Consider the following 20,369-nt stretch of genomic DNA (forward strand, 5'->3'; position numbering starts at 1 on the left):
ATGGAGACAAAACAATGAGCCTCGGCTTGGGCACCCTGGCCCGGATCGGTCATCTCTATCCGTCTGGCGGACTCTGCGACTTCGAGGTTCAGTTGATGGCGCCCGAGGGCGTGCAGTTCGTGACAACGCGCTTGCCGTTCCGCGATACGTCGCTCGAATCCGACACGAACATCATCGACAACCTTGAATACCATGCGGGCCTGCTCGCCGACGCGAAAGTCGATCTGATCGCGTTGAATTGCACGGCGGCTGGTGTGGTGAATGGCTCCGAGACAATCAGGCGGCGCATTACGGACGCGACGGGCATTGCCGCTGTCACAACCATCGATGCGGTTCTCGCTGCTTTGGACGCGCTGTCGGCCTCGAGAATTGCGCTGCTGACACCCTATCGGCAAGAGGTCGTGTTGAAGGAGATAGGCTTTCTGCGCGGACAGGGGATCGATGTCGTCGGCCATGCAAGCCTGCCATGCCAGACGCCTTGGGAACAGGCGGCTATCACGCCGCAATCGTGGCTCGATCTAGCGGCAGGCATTGCAGGTAGCTTCGACGCCTTATTGATAAGTTGTGCGGGCATTCACGTCAGCCCGGTGATCGAGACGCTTGAAATCGAGGTCGGGGTCCCCGTCGTCACGAGCAATGCCGCTCTGCTTTGGCATTGCCTGTGCAGGTTCAGAATTGTCGAGCGGCCCACCCGCTACGGCTCACTTCTCGCGAGGACCCTCGCGCACGAACAGGTTCCTCCCGATGCGCGTGCCAAGACCTTGCAAGAAGTATCGCCGCTGCGGTAACGCGCGCTTAACCGGCCGAAGCCGGCGACTCGACGCGCATCAGACCGGCTTGCCTTCGCTGCTGGCCCAGTTGCGCATCAGCGTATTGCTCGGCAAGCTTTCTTCGATCAACTTCTTTGCGGTCAGGATTCCGGTATTCGGCAAACCGGTTGGATCGAGCACGCCGACCTTCACCAGCTCCGACGCTTGATCCAATAGACCTGCTCGGTGTAAAGCTTGTTGTTGGCGTTCACAATTGATGCTAGCCGTATTCACAGGAGCGCTAGCAAGTTCAGTAACGCTGCTAGCGTAACCAAGTTCGAGGCTGACGTACGACACGGCCTCCCGCAGAAAAATGCTACCAGGCCAGCCGCGCTGAGTCCAGGCCGACAGTCTGAACACTATGTTCCTGCGCGACTGCCGCCTCGTCCGGTCGCAGTGATTCGACCAAGAGACCGTTGGCAATGACGTCTGACGGCTTGCCCGTGGCCTCAGGCCCCGTTCACTGCATCCTTGAACGCCTTGCCCGCGGTGAACTTGACTGTCTTTGCGGCCGGGATCTGGATCTCGGCGCCGGTCGCCCGGTTGCGGCCGACCCGTGCGGCACGCGCGCCGGTCGAAAACGAACCAAAGCCGATCAGCTGCACCGTCTTTCCCTTAGTCAGTTCACCGGTGATGGCCGCGATCACCGCGTCAATCGCCTCACCGGTGTTCCCGAAACGCAATTTTCGCGTTCCCGCACACTTTGTTGTGCGCCGATACAAAAAAAAGAGGAAGTTGACAAACTATCTTAAGATATATATCTTAAGACACATCTTAAGACACAAGCGGGAGTACCAAGATGCGTCATCGACACCGTTTTTCGCGTCCGCACACAGCGGACGACACTTTCTCCACCGGCCACCAACGCGGCGCACTTCATGCGTTCTGGCACGCCTTTGCCCATCACCACGACTATCGGGGCGAGCGCGGCGGCGAAGCACGCGGTGACGGCTTCGAACGCCGTCGCGGCGAACGCGGCCGCAGTGACCGCGACGAATTCCGTGGCGACCTGCGCGGCGGCCCTGGCCGTCACGGCTACGACCGCTTCTCGCTGCATGCGCTGTGGCACGCCATCGGCCGTCATCACGAGCATCGCGGCGGCGGGCGTGGCGGGCGCTTCGGCGGCGGCCCGGGCGGCTTCGGCGGCGACGGCGACGGTTTTCCGCGCGGCCGCAAATTCAGTTCCGACGACCTGCAACTGCTGCTCCTGTCGATGATCGGCACGCAGCCGAGCCACGGCTACGAACTGATCAAGGCGCTCGAAACGCGCTCGAACGGCTTTTACAGTCCGAGCCCGGGCATGGTCTATCCAGCGCTCACGTATCTGGAAGAACTCGGCTACGTGACCGTGCAACTCGAAGGCAACCGCAAGCGCTACGAACTGTCGGAAACGGGCCGCGAATATCTGGCCGCCAACCGCGACCGCGTCGAATTGATGCTGGCCAAGCTGAGCCATATCGCCCGCAAGATGGATTCGGTGCGCCGCGCGTTTGCCGGCGAAGAGCCGGCCGACATCAGCGAAGGCGGCTGGCTGCCCGAACTGAACGAAGCGCGCCGAGCCCTGAAGCATGCGTTGCTGCGCCGTGACAACGCGCCGGCGGCGCAGCAGCGCCGCATCGCTGAAATTCTGATGCGCGCGGCGAAAGAAATCGAAAGCGAAGTCAAACCGGACAACAGCGAAAACGGCAACGGCGGCGAAGCGGCCCGTTGAAATCGTGCCGCCCGTTCCCCGCGTGCGCTTGCACGCCGGGAGCGCCGCCCGCGCGTGAGCGCGCGCCCATCGAACCAACCGCAACCATCTTGCATGGGACCGGAGCAAGGCGCTCAAGCGCCAACCTCTGGTCGACAGGAGCACCACTCTTATGCCGACTAAAGACCACCAAACCGACAATCAAACCGGCCTCGCAGTCCACCGCGTACGCCATCCGCTGAAGTTCCGTCTGCTGCAAGTCAAGCAGGTGCGCGCGCTGACCCCGCATCTGATCCGCGTCACATTCACGGGCGAAGATCTGCATGACTTCGTCTCCGCTTCGTTCGACGACCACCTCAAGGTGTTCTTCCCGGAACCCGGCGCGGACAAGCCGGTGCTGCCTGAAGCGGGCCCCGACGGTCCGGTGTTTCCCACCGGCCAGCCACATCCGATCGCGCGCGATTTCACGCCGCGCCGCTTCGATCGCGAGGCGGGCGAACTCGACATCGAGTTTGCAATGCACGAAGCGGGCCCCGCGGCGACGTGGGCGGCGCAAGCCAAAGTGGGCCAGTATCTCGGTATCGGCGGCCCGCGCGGTTCGCTCGTGATACCTAAGGATTTCGACTGGCATCTGCTGATCGGCGACGATACCGCGTTGCCCGCCATCGCCCGGCGTCTCGAAGAGCTGCCGGCCGGCAAGCGCGTCGCGGCCGTGATCGAAGTGGCCGATCCGTCGGCGCAGATCGAATTCACGACGCAGGCCGAGTTGCATCTCGTGTGGCGCTATCGCAGCGAAGCGGGTGTGCGCGGCGAGGCCTTGCTGCAGGCCGTGCGCGACACCTATCTGCCCGAAAACGGCGAAGGCTATGTCTGGGCAGCCGGCGAAGCCGCGACGATGCGCGCAGTGCGCTATCACCTGTGCACGGAACGCGGCGTCGACAAATCACGCATTCGCGCGGCCAGCTACTGGAAACAGGGCGCCGAAGCGGTGCACGAAACGCTCGACGATTGAGTGTCGGCCGTCCGCGGGATCACATGCGTTTTGAGGCGCGTGCGATCCGGCGGCGGCGCGAGTCGCGCGAGCACTGTGCTTCCAAAAACAACAACAAGGAATCGATCGATGTACTCAATAAGCGCAAAGCACGAACGCCGCCTGCTGTGGCTGCTCGCGCTGACGCAGTTCACCATCATCATGGACTTCATGGTGATGATGCCGCTCGGCCCGCAGATCATGCACGCGTTCGCGATCACGCCGGCTGCATTCGCGACGGCCGTGTCGGCGTATTCGTGGTGCTCGGGACTGTCGGGACTGTTCGCGGCGACCTATATCGACCGCTTCGACCGGCGCCGTCTGCTGCTGACCATGTATGCGCTGTTCGCGCTGTCGAACCTGGCGTGCGCGCTGGCGAGCAGCTTTCCGCTGCTGCTGGCCGCACGCGCGTTCGCGGGCATCACGGGCGGCGTGCTGGGCTCGGTGATCATGGCGATCGTCGGCGACGTGATCCCGGTTCAACGCCGCGGCGCCGCCACCGGCACGATCATGACCGCCTTTTCCCTCGCGGCGATTGCGGGCGTGCCGGCCGGCGTGATGCTCGGCGCGCACTTCGGCTGGGCCGCGCCGTTCTTCCTGCTGGTGGCGCTGTCGCTGCTCGTGTGGACGGCGGGACGGCAACTGGTGCCATCGCTGGCGGAGCATTTGAACCGCCGTCAGCCGCCGCTCGCGGAAGTGCTGCCGGATTTGTGGCGGCTCCTGAGCAACCCGCGGCATCTGAATGCGTTTGCGCTGACCTTCATGATGATGGTCGCGCACATGCTGGTGATTCCGTTCATTTCGCCGGTGCTGGTCGCCAATCACGGCGTGGCGCCCGAGCAATTGTCATGGCTCTATATGGCCGGTGGCGCAGCGACGTTCTTCACTTCGCGCCGGGTGGGCGAATTCGCGGATCGTTACGGCACGCGGCGCGTGTTCCGGATCGCGGCGGTACTCGCGTTTGTGCCGGTGCTGTTCGTCACACATCTGCCGAATCTGCCGTTTTACGCGCTGGTGATGTTTTTCCCAGTTTTCATGGTGCTGATGTCCGGGCGCATGGTGCCCATGCAGGCACTGCTGACCACCGTGCCCGAGCCTGCCCGGCGCGGCGCTTTTCTCAGTGCGAACAGTGCGCTCCAGGCACTGGGCACGGGATGCGGCGCATGGATCGGCGGCTTGATGCTCAGCAGTTCGCCGAGCGGCCAGATCATCGGTTACGGGACGGTCGGCTGGGCTTCGGTTGCGGTCGCGCTGGCCGGCGTGTTGTGGGTTTCCCGCGTACGCGGCGCGCAAGGCGATGCGCCGGCGCCGGGGATGTTGCATGCTGAAGCGGTCGGCGAAAGTTGATTGCGTGTCTCGCGCGGCGCTGTTGTGCAAGGCGCCGCGCGGAGACGCTTCAGTCTGTCAGGCCGGCATCGTTCAGCTGGACGGCCACCACCACGAACTTGATGCCGCCTTCGGCCAGCCGCAGCGAGTCGTCCTTCAGCGGCGCTTGCACAGAGCGCCCGCTCCACTTCACCCCTGCTGCGCGCCCAACGCGGCCAGTGGATGCGCCTCGCTCTTCCACGGCGAGGCGAGAAAATGTTTGACGCGCTCGGGCCGCACCTCGGCGAGCGTGGCAGGCGCCCAGCGCGCCTTGCGATCCTTATCGATCAACTGGGCTCGCACGCCTTCGCAGAAGTCACCCTCCTCGATCACGCGTTTGACGATACCCAACTCCATGCGGAAGCACTCGGCCAGGCTCATCTGCCGCCCACGCAAAAGCGCCTCACGCGTGACGTAAAGCATGGTGGGCGAATGGCTGGTCAGCGCATCGTAGATGGATTGCAACCACTGCTTCACCTCGCGCGGCGGCTCGCGCTCCAGGTCGTGCCGCACCGTCGCGACCATCCGCTCGACGCTCGAACGGCGGTCGAAATGCCGCAAGATCAGTTGCGTGAACGCGGCCAGCGGCGCGTGCGGAATGATGTTGCACGGCGGCTCGAACACGCCGCGCAAGGCGGCCATCAGATCGCCTTCGAGCGGCATGCGCTGAAGACGCTCTTCGAAACTGGCGAGCCATTCGGCCGGCACGCACAGATCGGCTAGTTGCAGGCGCAACGCATCGGCGCCGGACAAGGTCGCGCCGGTCAGCCCGACATATAGCTCGAGCTCCGCCGGCATCACGCTCAGAAAGCGCGTCGCGCCGACGTCCGGCAGAAAGCCGATGCGCGTCTCCGGCATGGCGATCTTGCTGCGCTCGGTCACGATGCGCAGCCGCGCCCCCTGGCCGAGCCCCATGCCGCCGCCCATCGCGATGCCGTCGAGCAACGCGACCACCGGCTTCGGAAAGGTGTGCAGCGCATAGTCGAGCCGGTATTCGTCGACGAAGAACGCGAGCCACCGGCTGTCGCCGTTCTTCGCGAGCCGCTGCACTTCGCGCACGTCGCCGCCCGCGCAGAAACCTTTGGCGCCTGCGCCTTTCAGCACGAGCGCGACGATGCCGTCGTCGGTGCGGCAATGCTCGACCAGCACGGCAAGCTCGCGCACCATCGCGTGCGAAAGCGCATTGAGCGCGGCGGGACGGTTCAGCGTGATGATCGCCACGCGATTCACCACGCGAAACAGGATCTCGCGTTCCGCTTCGAGGCTCGTTTCGGCTATGACGCTTTGCACTGCGCTCATCAACGCGTCTCCTGCTGCGAGGAATCCGCCTGCGCGGCCTGCGTCACCTGCCAGCGCGGCGTGCGCTTTTCGAGGAACGCATTGACGCCTTCGCGCTGATCGGCGCCGTCGAACAGATCGACAAAGCGCTCGCGCTCCAGCGCCAGCGCCGCCGCGCGTGGCACGCCGTTGCGCCCCTGATGAATCAGCGTCTTGCTGAAGCCGACCGCCTGCGGACTCAACGTAGCGACACGCGCCGCCATGGCCAGCGCGGCCTCGCGCGCCGCGCCCTTCTCCACCACTTCTTCGACCAGACCGATGCGCAACGCCGTCGCCGCATCGACGCGCTCGCCGGTCAGAATCATCCGCTTGGCCCAGCCTTCGCCGACCAGCCACGGCAGCGTCTGCGTGCCGCAACCACAGGGCAGCAAGCCGACTGCCGTCTCGGGCAACGCCAGCAACGCATGTTGTTCGGCGATGCGAATATCGCAAGCCAGCGCGCATTCGAGCCCGCCGCCCATCGCATACCCGTTGATCGCCGCGATCACCACCGGCCGCGCGTTCTGCAAGGTCTCGAACGCCGCGCCAAAGCGCGCCGCCGCGGTGCGCGCGACTCCGCGGTTGCCGTCGGCGAACGTGTTCAGGTCTGCGCCCGCGCTGAAGAACTTGGGGCCGTCGCCGGTAATCACGATTGCCCGCACGCGCGCCTCGCCGTTCAGGCGCTCGACGGTCTGCTGCAATTGCAACAAGCCCTCGGGCGTGAACGCGTTGGCGGGCGGCCGCTTGAGGGTGAGTTGCGCGACGGCGCCGTCGTGCGCGTAGTCGAGTTCGATCATGCCGCGCCTCCGTCCTTGCCGTCCTGACGATAAAGCTTGATGACCGCGGAAAAGTCGAGACGTCCCGCGCCTTTCGTGCTCATCGTTTGATAGAGCTGTTGAGCTAACGCCCCAAGATAGACCGGTTGACGCGCGAATTTCGCGGCGTCGGTGGCGAGCCCCAGATCCTTGAGCATCAGATCCGTGCCGAAGCCGCCGGTATAACCACGCGTGGAGGGCGCTGTCTCGATCACACCGGGCATCGGGTTATACGTGTCCGAACTCCAGCAGCGCCCCGTCGACGTATTGATGATTCCGCCCAGCACTTTCGCGTCGATGCCGAGCGCCTCGCCGAGCGACATGGCTTCGGCCACGCCCGCCATCGTGATGCCGAGCACGAGGTTGTTGCAAATCTTCGCGACCTGGCCCGTGCCGGTATCGCCGCAATGCACGATGTTCTTACCCATCGCCGAGAGTACCGGCTTGACCTGCTCATACGCGCTCGCGCTGCCGCCGACCATGAAGGTCAGCGTGCCGGCCGCCGCGCCGCCAGTGCCGCCGGACACAGGCGCGTCGACAAAAGTGTTGCCGTGTTGCTGCGCGAGTTCGGCGAATGATTTCACGCTCGCGGGATCGATCGTGCTCGAATCGATAATGGTCACGCCCTTCGCGATGCCGGCGAAGATGCCGTCGTCCGCGGTCAGCACGCTGCGCACATGGGCGGCGGCGGGCAGCATGGTGATCACGCATTCCGCGTCGGTCACCGCCGCTTTCGGCGAACCGGCCGCTTTCGCGCCCGCATCGACGAGCGCCTGCACGGCTTGCGCGTTGAGGTCGAACACGTTGACCGCGTGGCCCGCCTTGAGCAGGTTGTGCGCCATCGGCGCACCCATGTTGCCGAGTCCGATAAAGCCTATTTTCATGATCTCGTCTCCAGTCTTCAGAAGCCGCGTGGACTCAGCGCAGGCTGATGGTCGTATTGACGCCGTCGTTGACGGTGTCGTCGTCGAACCAGCGGGCGGTGACGGTCTTGGTCTGCGTGTAGAACTGCACGACCTGTTTGCCATACGGGCCGAGATCGCCGAGTTTCGAGCCGCGCGAACCGGTGAAGCTGAAGAACGGCACCGGCACCGGAATCGGAATGTTGATGCCGACTTGACCGATATCGATCTCGCTCTGAAATTTGCGTGCCGCCGCGCCGCTCTGCGTGAAGAGGCCCACGCCGTTGCCGAACGGATTGCGGTTGACCAGCGCGATCGCGTCATCGAGCGTTGCCGCGTTCAGCACCACCAGCACCGGCCCGAAAATTTCCTGACGGTAGATTTCCATTTCAGTGGTGACGTCGCTAAAGACCGTCGGACCGATGAAGTTGCCTTGCTCGTAGCCCGGCACTTTTACGCCGCGACCGTCGAGCGCGAGCGTGGCGCCTTCTTTCACGCCGGTTTCGATCAGGCCGAGAATGCGCTGCTTTGCCGCGCGCGAAACCACCGGGCCGATGTCCGTGTTCGGTTCGTTGCCCGCGTTGACTTTCAGCGCCTTGGCCTTGGCGACCAGGTCAGGCAACCATTGCTGCGCCGCGCCCACCAGCACGACCACCGAGGTCGCCATGCAGCGCTGTCCCGCTGCACCGAATCCTGCGCCGGCCAGCGCGTTCAGCGTCTGCTCGCGGTTCGCATCGGGCAGCACCACGGCGTGGTTTTTCGCGCCCATCATCGATTGCACGCGCTTGCCGTGCTCGCTGCCGAGGCGGTACACGTGCGTGCCGACCGCCGTCGAGCCGACGAACGAGATCGCCTTAACCAGTTCGTGCGTGCAGAGCGCGTCGACCACCTCCTTGCCGCCGTGCACCACGTTCAGCACGCCCTTCGGCACACCGGCTTCGAGCGCGAGTTCGACCAGTTGCATGGTCGAGAGCGGGTCCTGCTCGGAAGGCTTCAACACGAACGTATTGCCGCACACGATTGCCATCGGGAACATCCACAGCGGGATCATCGCCGGGAAGTTGAACGGTGTGATGCCAGCGCACACGCCGATCGGTTGCCGCAGCGTGTACGTGTCCACGCCGCCCGCCACGTTCTCCGCGAATTCGCCCTGCTGCAAGGTGCCGATCGAACACGCATGCTCGACCACTTCGAGGCCGCGGAAGATATCGCCTTCGGCATCGGGAATCGTCTTGCCCTGTTCCGCGCTCAAGGTCTTCGCGATACGCGGCATATGCTCGCGAATCAGCGCCTGGTACTTCAGCATGATGCGCATGCGCGCACCGATCGGCGTGTCCTTCCAGGTCTTGAACGCGGTGTGGGCGGAACGGATGGCTTCGTTCACTTCATCGGCGGTGGCGAACGGGACGCGCGCCAGCACCTCTTGCGTGGCGGGATTGACGATGTCGCGCCATTCGCTGGTCTTCGATTCGACGAACTCGCCGTTGATCAGCAACTTGACGGTGGCAACGGCAGCAATTGCGCTCATGCTGAAACTCCTCTGCAGTGGCCGCGAGGCGGCCGGACAGTGACTGGGGACAAATAAAATCAACGCAGATCCGGGAAATCTTCTTCCCAATACTCATCAGGCAGGCGCGCGGGCTCGGCCTCGCGCTCCATTTCGCGGCGCCGCAATTCGACGCGGCGAATCTTGCCGGAAATGGTCTTGGGCAACTCGCTGAATTGCAGGCGGCGAATCCGCTTGTACGGCGCGAGCTTTTCGCGCGAGAACGCGAACACCGCGCGCGCGAGTTCGGGGCCGGCTTCGTAACCCTGGCGCACGGTGACGAACGCCTTGGGCACCGACAGACGCAGAGCGTCGGCGCTCGGCACCACGGCGGCCTCACCGATCGCCTCGTGTTCGATCAGCACGCTTTCGAGTTCGAACGGACTCAGGCGGTAATCGGACGATTTGAAGACGTCGTCGGCGCGGCCGACATAGACGTAGTAGCCGTCGTCACGGCGCAGCGCGACGTCGGACGTGCGATAGAAACCGTTGCGCATGGCCTGTGCCGTGGCCTTGGCGTTGTTCGCGTAACCGGTCATCAAACCGAGCGGCCGTTCGGCCAGCGGCAACGCGATTTCGCCTTCCGTGACGGGCTGGTCGTCGGCATCGATGAGCTCGATGGTGTAGCCCGGCAGCGGGCGCCCCATCGAACCGGGCACGACCGGTTGGCCCGGCGAGTTGCCGATCTGGCAGGTGGTCTCGGTCTGGCCGAAACCGTCGCGTATCGTGATGCCCCACGCGTGCTTCACGCGCTCGATGACCTCGGGATTCAGCGGCTCGCCGGCGCCGACAATCTCGCGCAGCTTGACCGGGTAGTCGGTGAGATGCTCCTGCACCAGCATGCGCCAGACGGTCGGCGGCGCGCACAGCGTGGTGATGTTGAAACGCACCAGCGCGTTCAGCGTGTCTTTCGGCACGAAGCGCGGGAAGTTGAAAACGAACACGCAGGCCTGCGCATTCCACGGCGCGAAGAAGCAGCTCCACGCGTGCTTGGCCCAGCCCGGCGAGCTGATATTCCAATGGATATCGTTCGGTTGCAGACCGATCCAGTACATCGTCGACAGATGGCCGACCGGGTAGCTTTGGTGCGTATGTTCGACCAGCTTGGGCTTCGAGGTCGTGCCCGAGGTGAAATACAACAGCATCGGATCGGTGGCCCGCGTGACGCCCTCGGGCGTGAATTGCGGCGATGCGTCATAGGCCGCGGAGAGATCGATCCAGCCCTCGCGCGGCGTGCCCACCGACAGGCGCGTGAGCGGCGCTTCGAGCGCATCGAATTTGGCCAGCTCCGCGCTATCGACCACCGCGAAATTCGCACCGCCGATCTGCACGCGGTCGCGCACGTCGTCGGCGGAAAGCTGGGTGGTGGCGGGCAGCACGATCGCGCCGAGCTTCATGGCCGCGAGCATCACGTCCCACAGTTCGACGCGGTTCGGCAACATCAGCAGCAGACGGTCGCCGCGGCCCACGCCCATGCCGCGCAGGAAATTCGCCATGCGCGCCGAGCGCTCCGACATCTGCGCGTAGGACAGGCGCAGGCCGTCGCTGGCGGGATCGTCGACGATCCACAGAGCGGGATTGTCGTTATTGCGCGCGACTACGTCGAAATAGTCGAGCGCCCAGTTGAACTCGCCTAGTGCCGGCCACGCGAATTCGCGGTACGCGCGGTCGTAGTCGGTTCGATGGCGCAATAACAGGTCGCGCGCGTCGAAAAAGGCCTTCGCTGCAGTCATCGTCGTCTCCTGGTGGCGCGGTATGCGCTCCGCTTTTTTTGTCCCGCGTTGCACTGCTTTCTACTCGGCGGGCAAGCTATTTTGCACTCAAAACCAGCCTCACTTCTATTTACACATGCCGCGCGATCAGCATGCGCTGCACTTCGCTGGTCCCTTCGTAAATCTGCGTGATGCGCGCGTCGCGATAATGGCGCTCCACCGCGTAGTCTTCGAGATACCCATAGCCGCCGTGAATCTGGATCGCGTTCGAGCAGATTTCCTCGGCCAATTCCGACGCGAACAGCTTGGCCTGCGATGCCTCCGACAAACACGGCTTGCCCGCCGTGCGCAGCCGCGCCGCGTGATGCACGAGCAGGCGCGCGGCGTTCAGGCGCGTGGCCATGTCGGCGAGCATGTTGGCGATAGTCTGATGCTCCTTCAACGCCTTGCCGAACTGGATGCGTTCGTTTGCGTAGAGACGCGCGGCATCGAACGCGGCCCGCGCGATGCCGACCGCCTGCGCGGCAATGCCGATGCGGCCGCCTTCGAGATTCGACAGCGCGATGCGCAAGCCTTCGCCCGGCTCGCCGAGCAGATTGGCTTCCGGCACGGCGCAATCGTCGAGCGAAATCGGACAGGTATCGGAGGCGCGAATGCCGAGCTTGTGTTCCGGCTTGCCGACGTTGAAACCCGGCGTATCGGTCGGCACGATGAAGGCCGACAGACCGCGCTTGCCGCGCTCGGGATCGGTGACGGCGAAGACGATCGCGAGGTCGGCGCGCGAGCCGTTGGTCACGAACTGCTTGCTGCCATTGAGAATCCACTTGCCGTCGCGCAGCACGGCGCGGGTGCGCAGATTGTTCGCCTCCGAACCGGCCTGCGGCTCGGTCAGGCAGAACGCGCCGATGCGGCGGCCGGTCGCGAGGTCCTGCAAGTAGCGGTCTTTTTGTGCTTCCGTGCCGAAGTTGAGAAGCGGCCCGCAGCCGACCGAGTTGTGCACGCTCATCAGCGTGGCGCAGGCGGCGCAGCCCGCGGCGATCTCTTCGAGCGCGAGCGCATAGGCCACGTAGTCGGTGTAGGAGCCGCCCCACTCCGCCGGCACGATCATGCCGAGAAAACCAAGGTCGCCCATCTGCTTGACGACCTCGGCGGGCAGTTGCGCGTCGCGGTCCCATTGACCCGCATGCGGGGCGAGCCGCTCGGTGGCGAAGTCGCGAGCGGCGTCGCGGATCATCCGTTGTTCGTCGGTGTAGAAGCTGTCCATGGCGCTCGGTCCTGTGCTGTGCGTGTGATCGCGGCTCATGTCGCGCCTCGTGGCGGCGTCGCCCAAGGCAGGCTGTGCGCGATCGGTTGAGGCCCAGTGTAGGCAAGCCGCCGGACAGGTTCGATGCTCAGCCCGATCATTCTGATTGAGCGCATTTGCCATACTGGTACGATATGAGGCCGCATATATCCACGATTTCAGGCACTTGGCGAATTTCAACAAGGAAAACGCTGAGCGCTTTTGCCAGAATTCCCGTAAAGCCGGACACGCATGAAGAACGATAAAGGGACGATTTCCGTCAGCATGGTCGAGGAAGCGCTCGCGCTGGCGCGCTCGCGCGGCCTCGACGCGCTGCCGCTTGCCGAAGCCGCCGGCATCGCGGCGCCGATGCTGGCGTCGCCGAAAAGCCGGGTGTCGTCGGCGCAATACGGCGCGCTGTGGGCGGCGATTGCGCGCGCGATGGACGACGAGTTCTTCGGCCAGGATTCGCATCGCATGAAAAGCGGCAGCTTCATCGCCATGACGCAGACGGCGCTCACCGCGCGCAATGGCGCCCAGGCGCTGGCACGCGCGGTCGGTTTCATGCGCCTGGTGCTGGACGATCTCGGCGTGCGGACCGAAACGGACGCGCAGCGCGTGCGCCTGCGCTTCGTGGAAAACGCCGGCGCGCCGCCGCCGGCCATGTTCGCCTACGCGACGTACTTCATCCTCGTGTACGGGCTGTTGTGCTGGCTGGTCGGGCGGCGCATTCCGTTGCTCGAGGCGCGCTTTCGCTGCGCCGAGCCGCCCGCCGCGCACGAGTACCGGCTGATGTTCTGCGATCAGATGAGCTTCGATCAGGCCGAGTCATACGTGGACCTCGCGCCGGCGTTTCTCGACCTGCCCGTGATTCAGACGACCAAATCGGTCAAGCCCTTCCTGCGCGATGCGCCCGGCAGCTTCATCGTCAAGTACCGCAATCCCGGCTCGCTCGCGGCGCGCGTGCGCAAGATGCTGCGCGCCATGCCGATGGCCGGCTGGCCCGCCGCCGATCAGATGGCCGATCGCCTGCACGTCGCCGAGGCCACCATGCGGCGGCGTTTGAAACAGGAAGGCTATACGTACCAGTCGATCAAGGACGACCTGCGGCGCGACATCGCGATCGGCGAACTGCAGGACACCGACCGCACCATCGCCGACATCGCGACCTCGGTGGGCTTTGCCGAACCGAGCGCGTTTCATCGCGCGTTTCGCAAGTGGACCGGCATGCGGCCGACCGATTACCGGCCGGCGCGCGCGGATTTCACGCGCCGGACGGAATCGGACTAAGCTGTAAGGAGCAGGCCAGCCTTCTTTTGGGGTATCGGCCCGCGCCGGTCGATACGCCCTGACCGCGCGCGGCAGCCGTCAGCGATGAGCACGTATCCACGTCTCCCGTTCCGGCAGTCTGGCTCGCGCATGTCGCTTATCCGTGGCGATGTCGTGGGCCGGTTGATGCGCGGCATGACCGTGCTCGGCGTGCTTTTGACGTTTGGATTCGCGTCATGCGAATTGAATGTCGCTAATGTCCCACTTCGCGCCGCCGTCGCCCCCAACAGCGTCGTCGTCATTCCCGTGAACGGGGCGATCAGTCCGGCCAGCGCCGACTTCATCGTGCGCAGTCTGCAGCATGCCGCTGACGATCGCGCGCAGCTCGCCGTGCTGCAACTCGATACGCCGGGCGGGCTCGATACGTCGATGCGGCAGATCATCAAGGCGATTCTCGCCTCGCCCGTGCCGGTCGCCACGTTCATTGCCCCGAGTGGCGCGCGCGCGGCGAGCGCCGGCACGTATATCGTCTATGCGAGCCACATCGCGGCGATGGCGCCGGGCACCAACCTCGGCGCGGCGACGCCGATCCAGATGGGCATTGGCGGCGCCGAGCCGCCGGGGGGCGGCGGAACGCCGGGCTTGCCCGGCATTGGCGGCGGTGGCAGCGGCGGGTCGGCAAAACCCGCGGCATCCGCGCCCACCGGCTCCGCCAGCGCCCTGCCGCTCGACACCCAGTCGACTGAACTGCGCAAGCAGGTCCACGATGCCGCCGCCTATATTCGCGGCCTCGCCCAGATGCGCGGGCGCAACACCGACTGGGCCGAGCGTGCGGTCCGCGAAGCCGTGAGCCTGTCGGCGGCGGACGCGCTCGCACAGCACGTCGTCGATCTGAATGCGCGCGATGTGCCCGACCTGCTGCGCCAACTGGACGGCCGGGCGATCGTCACGAGCGCGGGCAACGTCAAGCTCAATACGGCCAACGCCCCGATCGTCACGCTCGAAGCCGACTGGCGCAGCCATTTCCTCGCCGTGATCACCGATCCCAACGTCGCGCTGATCCTGCTGATGATCGGCATGTACGGCCTGTTCTTCGAATTCGCCAATCCGGGCTTCGTGCTGCCCGGCGTGGTCGGCGCGATCAGCCTGCTGCTCGGCCTCTTCGCCATGCAGATGATGCCGATCAACTACGTCGGCCTCGGTCTGATCTTTCTCGGCATTGCGTTCCTGATCGGCGAGGCGTTTCTGCCGACCTTCGGCTCGCTCGGCTTCGGCGGCGTGGTCGCGTTCGTGATCGGCGCGCTGATGCTGATCGATACCGACGTGCCCGGCTACGGCATCCCTCTGCCGATGATCGCCGCCGTGGCCGTGTTCAGCGTGGTGTTCGTGCTGGGCGTATCGCGACTCGCGCTGCACGCGCGACGGCGTCCGGTGGTGACGGGTTCGGAAGCGCTGATCGGCAGCGTCGGCGTGGTGCTCGACGGCGGCCTTTCGCCGGCGGACCTCACCGCGGACGGCGCGCTGGGCGGTTGGGCACAAGTGCACGGGGAACGCTGGCGGGTGTCCAGCACGGCCCCGGTTGCGGCGGGTCATGCGGTGCGCGTTACGGCGCGGCGCGGCCTGACGTTGACCGTGGTGCCCGCGGAAGCACGACAACAAGGAGAAAGCTCATGATCGGTTTCACATTCGGCTTCAGCAGCATTCTGATTCTGCTGGTGGCCGCGCTGATTGCCTCATCGATACGGATTTTTCGGGAGTACGAACGCGGCGTCGTGTTCATGCTTGGGCGCTTCTGGAAGGTCAAGGGGCCGGGCCTCGTGCTGATCATTCCGATCGTGCAGCAGGCCGTGCGCATGGACCTGCGCACCGTCGTGTTCGACGTGCCGCCGCAAGACGTGATCACGCGCGACAACGTCTCGGTGAAGGTCAACGCGGTGGTGTATTTCCGCGTGGTCGATCCGGAGAAAGCGGTGATCCAGGTGGCGCGTTACTTCGAAGCGACCAGCCAGTTATCGCAAACGACGCTGCGCGCGGTGCTCGGCAAGCACGAACTCGACGAACTGCTGGCGGATCGCGAGCAATTGAACGCCGATATCCAGAAAGTGCTCGACGCGCAGACCGACGCATGGGGCATCAAGGTATCGATCGTGGAAATCAAGCACGTGGATATCAACGAAACGATGATCCGCGCGATTGCCCGTCAGGCCGAAGCCGAGCGCGAGCGGCGCGCCAAGGTGATTCACGCGGAAGGCGAATTGCAGGCGTCGCAGCATCTGTTGGAAGCGGCGCAGACGCTCTCGCGCCAGCCCCAGGCGATGCAGTTGCGCTACCTGCAAACGCTCACGACGATTGCCGCCGACAAGAATTCGACAATTGTTTTTCCGCTGCCGATCGACCTGCTGAGCGCCGTGTTGGACCGTTTCAGCAAACCGTCGCCGCCCTGAGTCGCAGGATCATTCAGCCCGGTTTGATTCGCTGGGCGAAATGGTGCATTGCCTTCAATCGCCTTACTCGAAATGCATATGAAAACTAGAATACCGCTGTCGTTTTTAACCGCTCCATAGGAGCTCGTCATGAAAATCGTTTCTCGAGTTGGACTCGGCGCGCTGTTGGCCGCCGTGAGCATGAGCACCGCGTTTGCGCAGACTTCGGCGCGGCCCTACGATCCGTCGGCGCCGAAAACGCGTGCCCAGGTGAAGGCCGATCTGGCCGACTGGCGTGCCGCCGGCTACGATCCGCTCGACTGGATCGACTACCCGGAGAATGCGCAACGCGCCGGCCGTATCGTCGCGCAACGGCGGGCGCAGGGATCGGGTGGAACGATGGCGCAGTAAGCGCCAGTAGCCGCGTGGCATGCGGGGCTGCCTGCGACTGCAACGGTCGCGGGCGCTTTTAGCCCCACATGCCTTTCCTGCTTTCCACTTTCCACTTTCCGCTTTCCACTTTCCACTTTCCACTTTCCACTTTCCACTTTCCGCTTTCCGCTTTCCGCTTTCCGCTTTCCGCTTTCCGCTTTCCGCTTTCCGCTTTCCGCTTTCCGCTTTCCTGCTTTCCTGCTTTCCTGCTTTCCCGCTTCCCGCTTCCCGCTTCCCGCTTCCCGCTTCCCGCTTCCCGCAACATCGTAAATTCGCTTGCCGCGCCGCCCCGCGCGCTGGCAAGGTATCATCTCGCCCCTTCGACAACCCGCCGCCGGAATCCGAACCATGTCAATCTGGGTTGACGCCGACGCCTGTCCGGCCGTGATCAAGGACATGCTGTACCGTGCCGCGCGCCGCACCGGCATGAGGCTGACGCTGGTCGCCAATTCGTTTCTGCGCGTGCCGCCGTCGCCGTTGATCCGCGCGATCCAGGTGCCGGCCGGCTTCGACGCCGCCGACGACCTCATCGCCGAACGTGTCGCCGCCGGCGATCTCGTGATCACCGCCGACATCCCACTCGCCGCCGCCGTGCTGGCCAAAAACGCCCAGGCGCTCGATCCGCGCGGCAACTGGTACACGCCCGGCACCATCGAAGAACGGCTGCGCATGCGGTCGATGCTCGACCAGTTGCGCAGCAGCGGCGTCGATACCGGCGGCCCTTCTGCCTTCAGCCAACGCGACAGTAAGAGCTTCGCGGGCGAACTGGATCGCTGGCTGGCGCGCCAACGGCCGCAGCCTGATGCATCGGCGCCACAATCTCCCGACGAACCGCCCGCCGAATGAGCGTTTACACGGCCGCTCAGCCGCACAATGCGGCACACCGCCGCCAATCCTGACTACAATCCGCCCGTGACCGAGCGCCCGCAGCCCCGGCGACGCGGCGCCTCACCGCCCAACCACAAGAAACGCTTTCTGAACGACGAGAGACCCGCCTCATGGACTCCATAAAACGCTACTTCGGCTTCGAAGCCGCCGGCACCAACCTGCGCACCGAAGTGCTCGCCGGACTGACCACCTTCCTGACGATGGCCTACATCATCTTCGTCAACCCGGCGATTCTCGGCGACGCCGGCATGCCGAAGGACGCGGTGTTCGTCGCGACCTGCATCGTGGCCGCGCTCGCGTCATTGATCATGGGTCTCTACGCGAACTATCCGATCGCGCTCGCGCCGGGCATGGGGCTGAACGCGTACTTCGCGTACACCGTCGTGAAAGGCATGGGCTTCACCTGGCAGGCCGCGCTCGGCGCGGTGTTCATTTCCGGCTGCCTGTTCCTGATCGTCACGCTGTTTCGCGTGCGTGAGGTGATCGTCAACGGCATTCCGCATTCGATACGCATTGCCATCACCGGCGGTATCGGCCTCTTTCTCGCGATCATTTCGCTGAAGTCGGCCGGCGTGGTGGTCGGCAGTCCGGCCACGCTCGTGACGCTTGGCGATCTGCACAACCCGCACGTGATTCTCGCGGTGATCGGTTTCTTCGCGATCGTGACGCTGGATCATCTGCGGGTGCGCGGCTCGATCCTGATCGGGATTGTCGGCGTGACGGTGTTGAGCTTTTTCTTCGGCGGCAATCAGTTCCACGGCATCGTCTCCGCGCCGCCGTCCATCTCGCCGACGCTGTTCCAGCTCGACATTCGCGGCGCGCTGTCGGGCGGCGTGCTGAACGTGATCCTCGTGTTCTTCCTCGTCGAGCTGTTCGATGCGACCGGCACGCTGATGGGCGTGGCCAATCGCGCCGGGCTGCTGGTGGAAGGCAAGATGCACCGCCTGAACCGCGCACTGCTTGCGGACAGCACGGCCATTCTGGCCGGCTCGATGCTGGGCACTTCGTCGACCACCGCGTACATTGAAAGCGCGTCGGGCGTGCAAGCCGGCGGACGTACGGGCGTGACGGCCATCACCGTGGCCGTGCTGTTCCTCGCGGCGCTCTTTTTCGCGCCGCTGGCGGGTGTGGTGCCCGGCTATGCGACGGCGCCGGCGCTGCTGTACGTGTCGTGCCTGATGCTGCGCGAAATGCTCGACCTGCCGTGGGACGACGCCACCGAAGTCGTGCCGGCCGCGCTCACCGCGCTGCTGATGCCCTTCACCTATTCGATCGCCAATGGCGTCGCGTTCGGCTTCATCTCATATGCGGGCCTGAAGCTGTTGACCGGCCAGGCGCGCAAGGTGAAGCTGGTGGTATGGATCATCGCGGCGATTTTCCTGTTCCGCTATTTCTATCTCGGCAGCGAGTAGGCACGGCGCGGACGCTCGTCGGCCAAACCCGGGTCTGGATCAACGACGGTTTTATTCGCGGTGCCCATTCCGGTCGGGCACCGTTTATCATCTGACGATTAATAAAACGATCGACCTGGACACGGGAGTCCCCTACATGTCTTACAGCCGCACCTCGGACCGCTATACGGCGCCCGCCATTTTCTTTCACTGGGCCATGTTTCTGCTGATCGCGCTGGCTTATCTGGCGATCGAGATTCGCGGGCCCAAGGGCAGCGACAGCCGCGCGTTCTGGAGCAGCGTGCATTTCTGGTGCGGCACGCTGGTGCTGGGGCTGGCCTGTTTGCGTCTGCTCTGGCGACTGTGGGCCGGCGCGCCCGCCGAAGTCGACAGCAACCGGCTGCTCGCCTTTCTGGCGCGGGCCGCGCATCTCGCCTTGTACATTTTCATCTTCGTCCAGCCGCTGCTCGGCATCCTGATGATCAACACCGGTGGGCATCCGGTCACGCTGGCGTGGGTCAACATCGATTACACGCTGGTCGGCGCCGATCCCGTCGCGCGGCCATTGCTCAAGACCGTGCATGAGTGGCTCGGCAATGCGTTCTACTGGGTGATCGGCTTGCACGCGCTGGCCGCGATCGCGCATCACGTGGTGTTGAAAGATCGGACGCTGCGGCGGATGATTTGAGCGCACTCGCGCGCAAGTTGGGACGCCGGCGGCACGGCTGGCCGCGGACGGTTTGAATGATCGATGCCGCGCGTGGGTTTCCTCGCCTTCTGCTTCTTGCGCGGCTTTCCTGCTTGCGGCGTTGACCGACAGGACGTCGGAAACGCCTTCAGTCAATTACGCCAATTGGCTTCGTAGAAGCGCACATAGCCGCTTCTCAGCACGAGACATTGCGCTCTCGTTTCCGATATCAGGCGTCGCGTGGCCGCTTCGATCCTGGCGCGGTGCGCGTCGAATGCGCCGACCATGTCCTCCAGACGCGGCGATGCGGCGCCGTAGTGGTCTTCCAGTGCCTCCGCCGTGATCATGCATTCCACCCTCTGCCCATCGACCATCGCCGGGAACGCCAAGGTGAGTTCGCGACCTGAATATTCAGGAGTTTCATTCGGGAATAGGATCTGCATGGGTGTTCACCTGGAAGGTAGGTGCTGCGCATGGTGTAGCCTGGTAGTGCGCAAGCCGGTTGCGTCTGATCGCGTCGCTCGCCCACAACCTCCTTGTCCAATGCTGACGACGCGGGCTCGTCACCTGATTGCGGCGGCGGAATAGTTCGCGGCCCGCGGAGGTGATTTGATTCACTTTAGACGAGTTCGGCCACGGCGCAAGTTTTCCTTTTTGTTTGCCTGATTTTGGTGCCCCGCGCGTTTTTTTGAGGCATGCGGCGCCGCACGGCCTCCGTTTTTTCCCTGCCGTGCGCCGCGCGATTCGTCCTGTAATATCGGTGTTCGGCCGTGGGCGCGCATGTTGCGCTGCGGCATCGAGCGGAGGGCA

At 64.5% G+C, this 20,369-nt stretch carries 19 protein-coding genes and 1 pseudogene; 11 read left to right on the plus strand and 9 right to left on the minus strand.

Going from position 1 to position 20,369, the window contains the following annotated elements:
• The first annotated feature begins 14 nt into the window (after positions 1-14).
• Positions 15-788: a maleate cis-trans isomerase family protein gene (locus P0D96_RS19175; RefSeq protein ID WP_408314836.1), complete on the plus strand. Its 774-nt coding sequence runs from the start codon at positions 15-17 to the stop codon at positions 786-788.
• Between the two features lie 39 nt (positions 789-827).
• Here P0D96_RS19175 and P0D96_RS19180 read toward each other — a convergent pair.
• Together P0D96_RS19180 and P0D96_RS19185 are read right to left on the minus strand one after the other, a co-directional pair.
• Positions 828-1,009 (minus strand): annotated as a pseudogene (locus P0D96_RS19180) (dienelactone hydrolase family protein); the annotation flags it as partial.
• Between the two features lie 249 nt (positions 1,010-1,258).
• Positions 1,259-1,492 (minus strand): HU family DNA-binding protein, encoded by a 234-nt coding sequence (locus tag P0D96_RS19185; RefSeq protein WP_408285110.1) that lies wholly within the window; start codon positions 1,490-1,492, stop codon positions 1,259-1,261.
• 116 nt (positions 1,493-1,608) lie between these two features.
• Here P0D96_RS19185 and P0D96_RS19190 point away from each other — a divergent pair, with 116 nt between their 5' ends.
• The 3 genes from P0D96_RS19190 to P0D96_RS19200 all read left to right on the plus strand — a co-directional run bounded on the left by P0D96_RS19190 (position 1,609) and on the right by P0D96_RS19200 (position 4,876).
• Entirely contained in the window at positions 1,609-2,520 is a 912-nt protein-coding gene (locus tag P0D96_RS19190; RefSeq protein WP_408314838.1) for a PadR family transcriptional regulator, read from the plus strand.
• Positions 2,521-2,671: 151 nt separating this feature from the next.
• The gene (locus P0D96_RS19195; protein ID WP_408314840.1) at positions 2,672-3,511 is read left to right on the plus strand and encodes a siderophore-interacting protein; all 840 of its coding nucleotides are present in this window, start codon (positions 2,672-2,674) and stop codon (positions 3,509-3,511) included.
• Between the two features lie 108 nt (positions 3,512-3,619).
• Positions 3,620-4,876 (plus strand): MFS transporter, encoded by a 1,257-nt coding sequence (locus P0D96_RS19200; RefSeq protein WP_408314842.1) that lies wholly within the window; start codon positions 3,620-3,622, stop codon positions 4,874-4,876.
• Positions 4,877-5,044: 168 nt separating this feature from the next.
• On the opposite strand, the gene P0D96_RS19205 is transcribed toward P0D96_RS19200, so the two are convergent.
• From P0D96_RS19205 to P0D96_RS19230, 6 genes are all read right to left on the minus strand, one after another.
• A complete protein-coding gene (locus P0D96_RS19205; RefSeq protein ID WP_408178100.1) occupies positions 5,045-6,193 on the minus strand; it encodes an enoyl-CoA hydratase/isomerase family protein in 1,149 nt (382 codons plus the stop codon).
• Complete coding sequence (locus P0D96_RS19210; RefSeq protein ID WP_408178101.1) at positions 6,193-7,008, minus strand: enoyl-CoA hydratase; 816 nt, start codon at positions 7,006-7,008, stop codon at positions 6,193-6,195. The genes P0D96_RS19205 and P0D96_RS19210 overlap by 1 nt, the downstream gene beginning before the upstream one ends.
• Positions 7,005-7,910, minus strand: a complete 906-nt coding sequence (gene mmsB, locus P0D96_RS19215) for a 3-hydroxyisobutyrate dehydrogenase (RefSeq protein WP_408314845.1) — start codon at positions 7,908-7,910, stop codon at positions 7,005-7,007. The genes P0D96_RS19210 and mmsB overlap by 4 nt, the downstream gene beginning before the upstream one ends.
• A 34-nt stretch (positions 7,911-7,944) precedes the next feature.
• Positions 7,945-9,456 carry a CoA-acylating methylmalonate-semialdehyde dehydrogenase gene (locus P0D96_RS19220; protein ID WP_408178103.1) on the minus strand — a complete coding sequence of 504 codons (1,512 nt, stop codon included), beginning with the start codon at positions 9,454-9,456 and terminating at the stop codon, positions 7,945-7,947.
• 59 nt (positions 9,457-9,515) lie between these two features.
• Complete coding sequence (locus P0D96_RS19225; RefSeq protein ID WP_408178104.1) at positions 9,516-11,207, minus strand: AMP-binding protein; 1,692 nt, start codon at positions 11,205-11,207, stop codon at positions 9,516-9,518.
• 109 nt (positions 11,208-11,316) lie between these two features.
• On the minus strand, positions 11,317-12,450 hold the full coding sequence (locus P0D96_RS19230) for an acyl-CoA dehydrogenase (RefSeq protein ID WP_132379340.1): 1,134 nt from the start codon (positions 12,448-12,450) through the stop codon (positions 11,317-11,319).
• Between the two features lie 270 nt (positions 12,451-12,720).
• Here P0D96_RS19230 and P0D96_RS19235 point away from each other — a divergent pair, with 270 nt between their 5' ends.
• The 7 genes from P0D96_RS19235 (at position 12,721) to P0D96_RS19265 (ending at position 19,559) form a co-directional block, all read left to right on the plus strand.
• Entirely contained in the window at positions 12,721-13,758 is a 1,038-nt protein-coding gene (locus P0D96_RS19235; RefSeq protein WP_408314848.1) for an AraC family transcriptional regulator, read from the plus strand.
• Between the two features lie 84 nt (positions 13,759-13,842).
• Entirely contained in the window at positions 13,843-15,411 is a 1,569-nt protein-coding gene (locus tag P0D96_RS19240; protein ID WP_408314850.1) for an NfeD family protein, read from the plus strand.
• The gene (locus P0D96_RS19245; protein ID WP_132377452.1) at positions 15,408-16,181 is read left to right on the plus strand and encodes a slipin family protein; all 774 of its coding nucleotides are present in this window, start codon (positions 15,408-15,410) and stop codon (positions 16,179-16,181) included. Before P0D96_RS19240 ends, P0D96_RS19245 begins: the two co-directional genes overlap by 4 nt.
• A gap of 129 nt (positions 16,182-16,310) precedes the next feature.
• A complete protein-coding gene (locus tag P0D96_RS19250) occupies positions 16,311-16,571 on the plus strand; it encodes a DUF4148 domain-containing protein (RefSeq protein ID WP_132377453.1) in 261 nt (86 codons plus the stop codon).
• Between the two features lie 369 nt (positions 16,572-16,940).
• Positions 16,941-17,438 carry a YaiI/YqxD family protein gene (locus P0D96_RS19255; RefSeq protein ID WP_408314852.1) on the plus strand — a complete coding sequence of 166 codons (498 nt, stop codon included), beginning with the start codon at positions 16,941-16,943 and terminating at the stop codon, positions 17,436-17,438.
• Between the two features lie 152 nt (positions 17,439-17,590).
• The gene (locus tag P0D96_RS19260) at positions 17,591-18,892 is read left to right on the plus strand and encodes an NCS2 family permease (RefSeq protein WP_408178107.1); all 1,302 of its coding nucleotides are present in this window, start codon (positions 17,591-17,593) and stop codon (positions 18,890-18,892) included.
• 136 nt (positions 18,893-19,028) lie between these two features.
• The gene (locus tag P0D96_RS19265) at positions 19,029-19,559 is read left to right on the plus strand and encodes a cytochrome b (protein WP_408178108.1); all 531 of its coding nucleotides are present in this window, start codon (positions 19,029-19,031) and stop codon (positions 19,557-19,559) included.
• Positions 19,560-19,711: 152 nt separating this feature from the next.
• Here P0D96_RS19265 and P0D96_RS19270 read toward each other — a convergent pair whose 3' ends face one another.
• On the minus strand, positions 19,712-20,002 hold the full coding sequence (locus P0D96_RS19270; protein WP_132377457.1) for a DUF1488 family protein: 291 nt from the start codon (positions 20,000-20,002) through the stop codon (positions 19,712-19,714).
• Positions 20,003-20,369 lie beyond the last annotated feature (367 nt).

This window comes from Paraburkholderia sp. RL17-347-BIC-D, assembly GCF_046027915.1.
Lineage (GTDB): Bacteria > Pseudomonadota > Gammaproteobacteria > Burkholderiales > Burkholderiaceae > Paraburkholderia.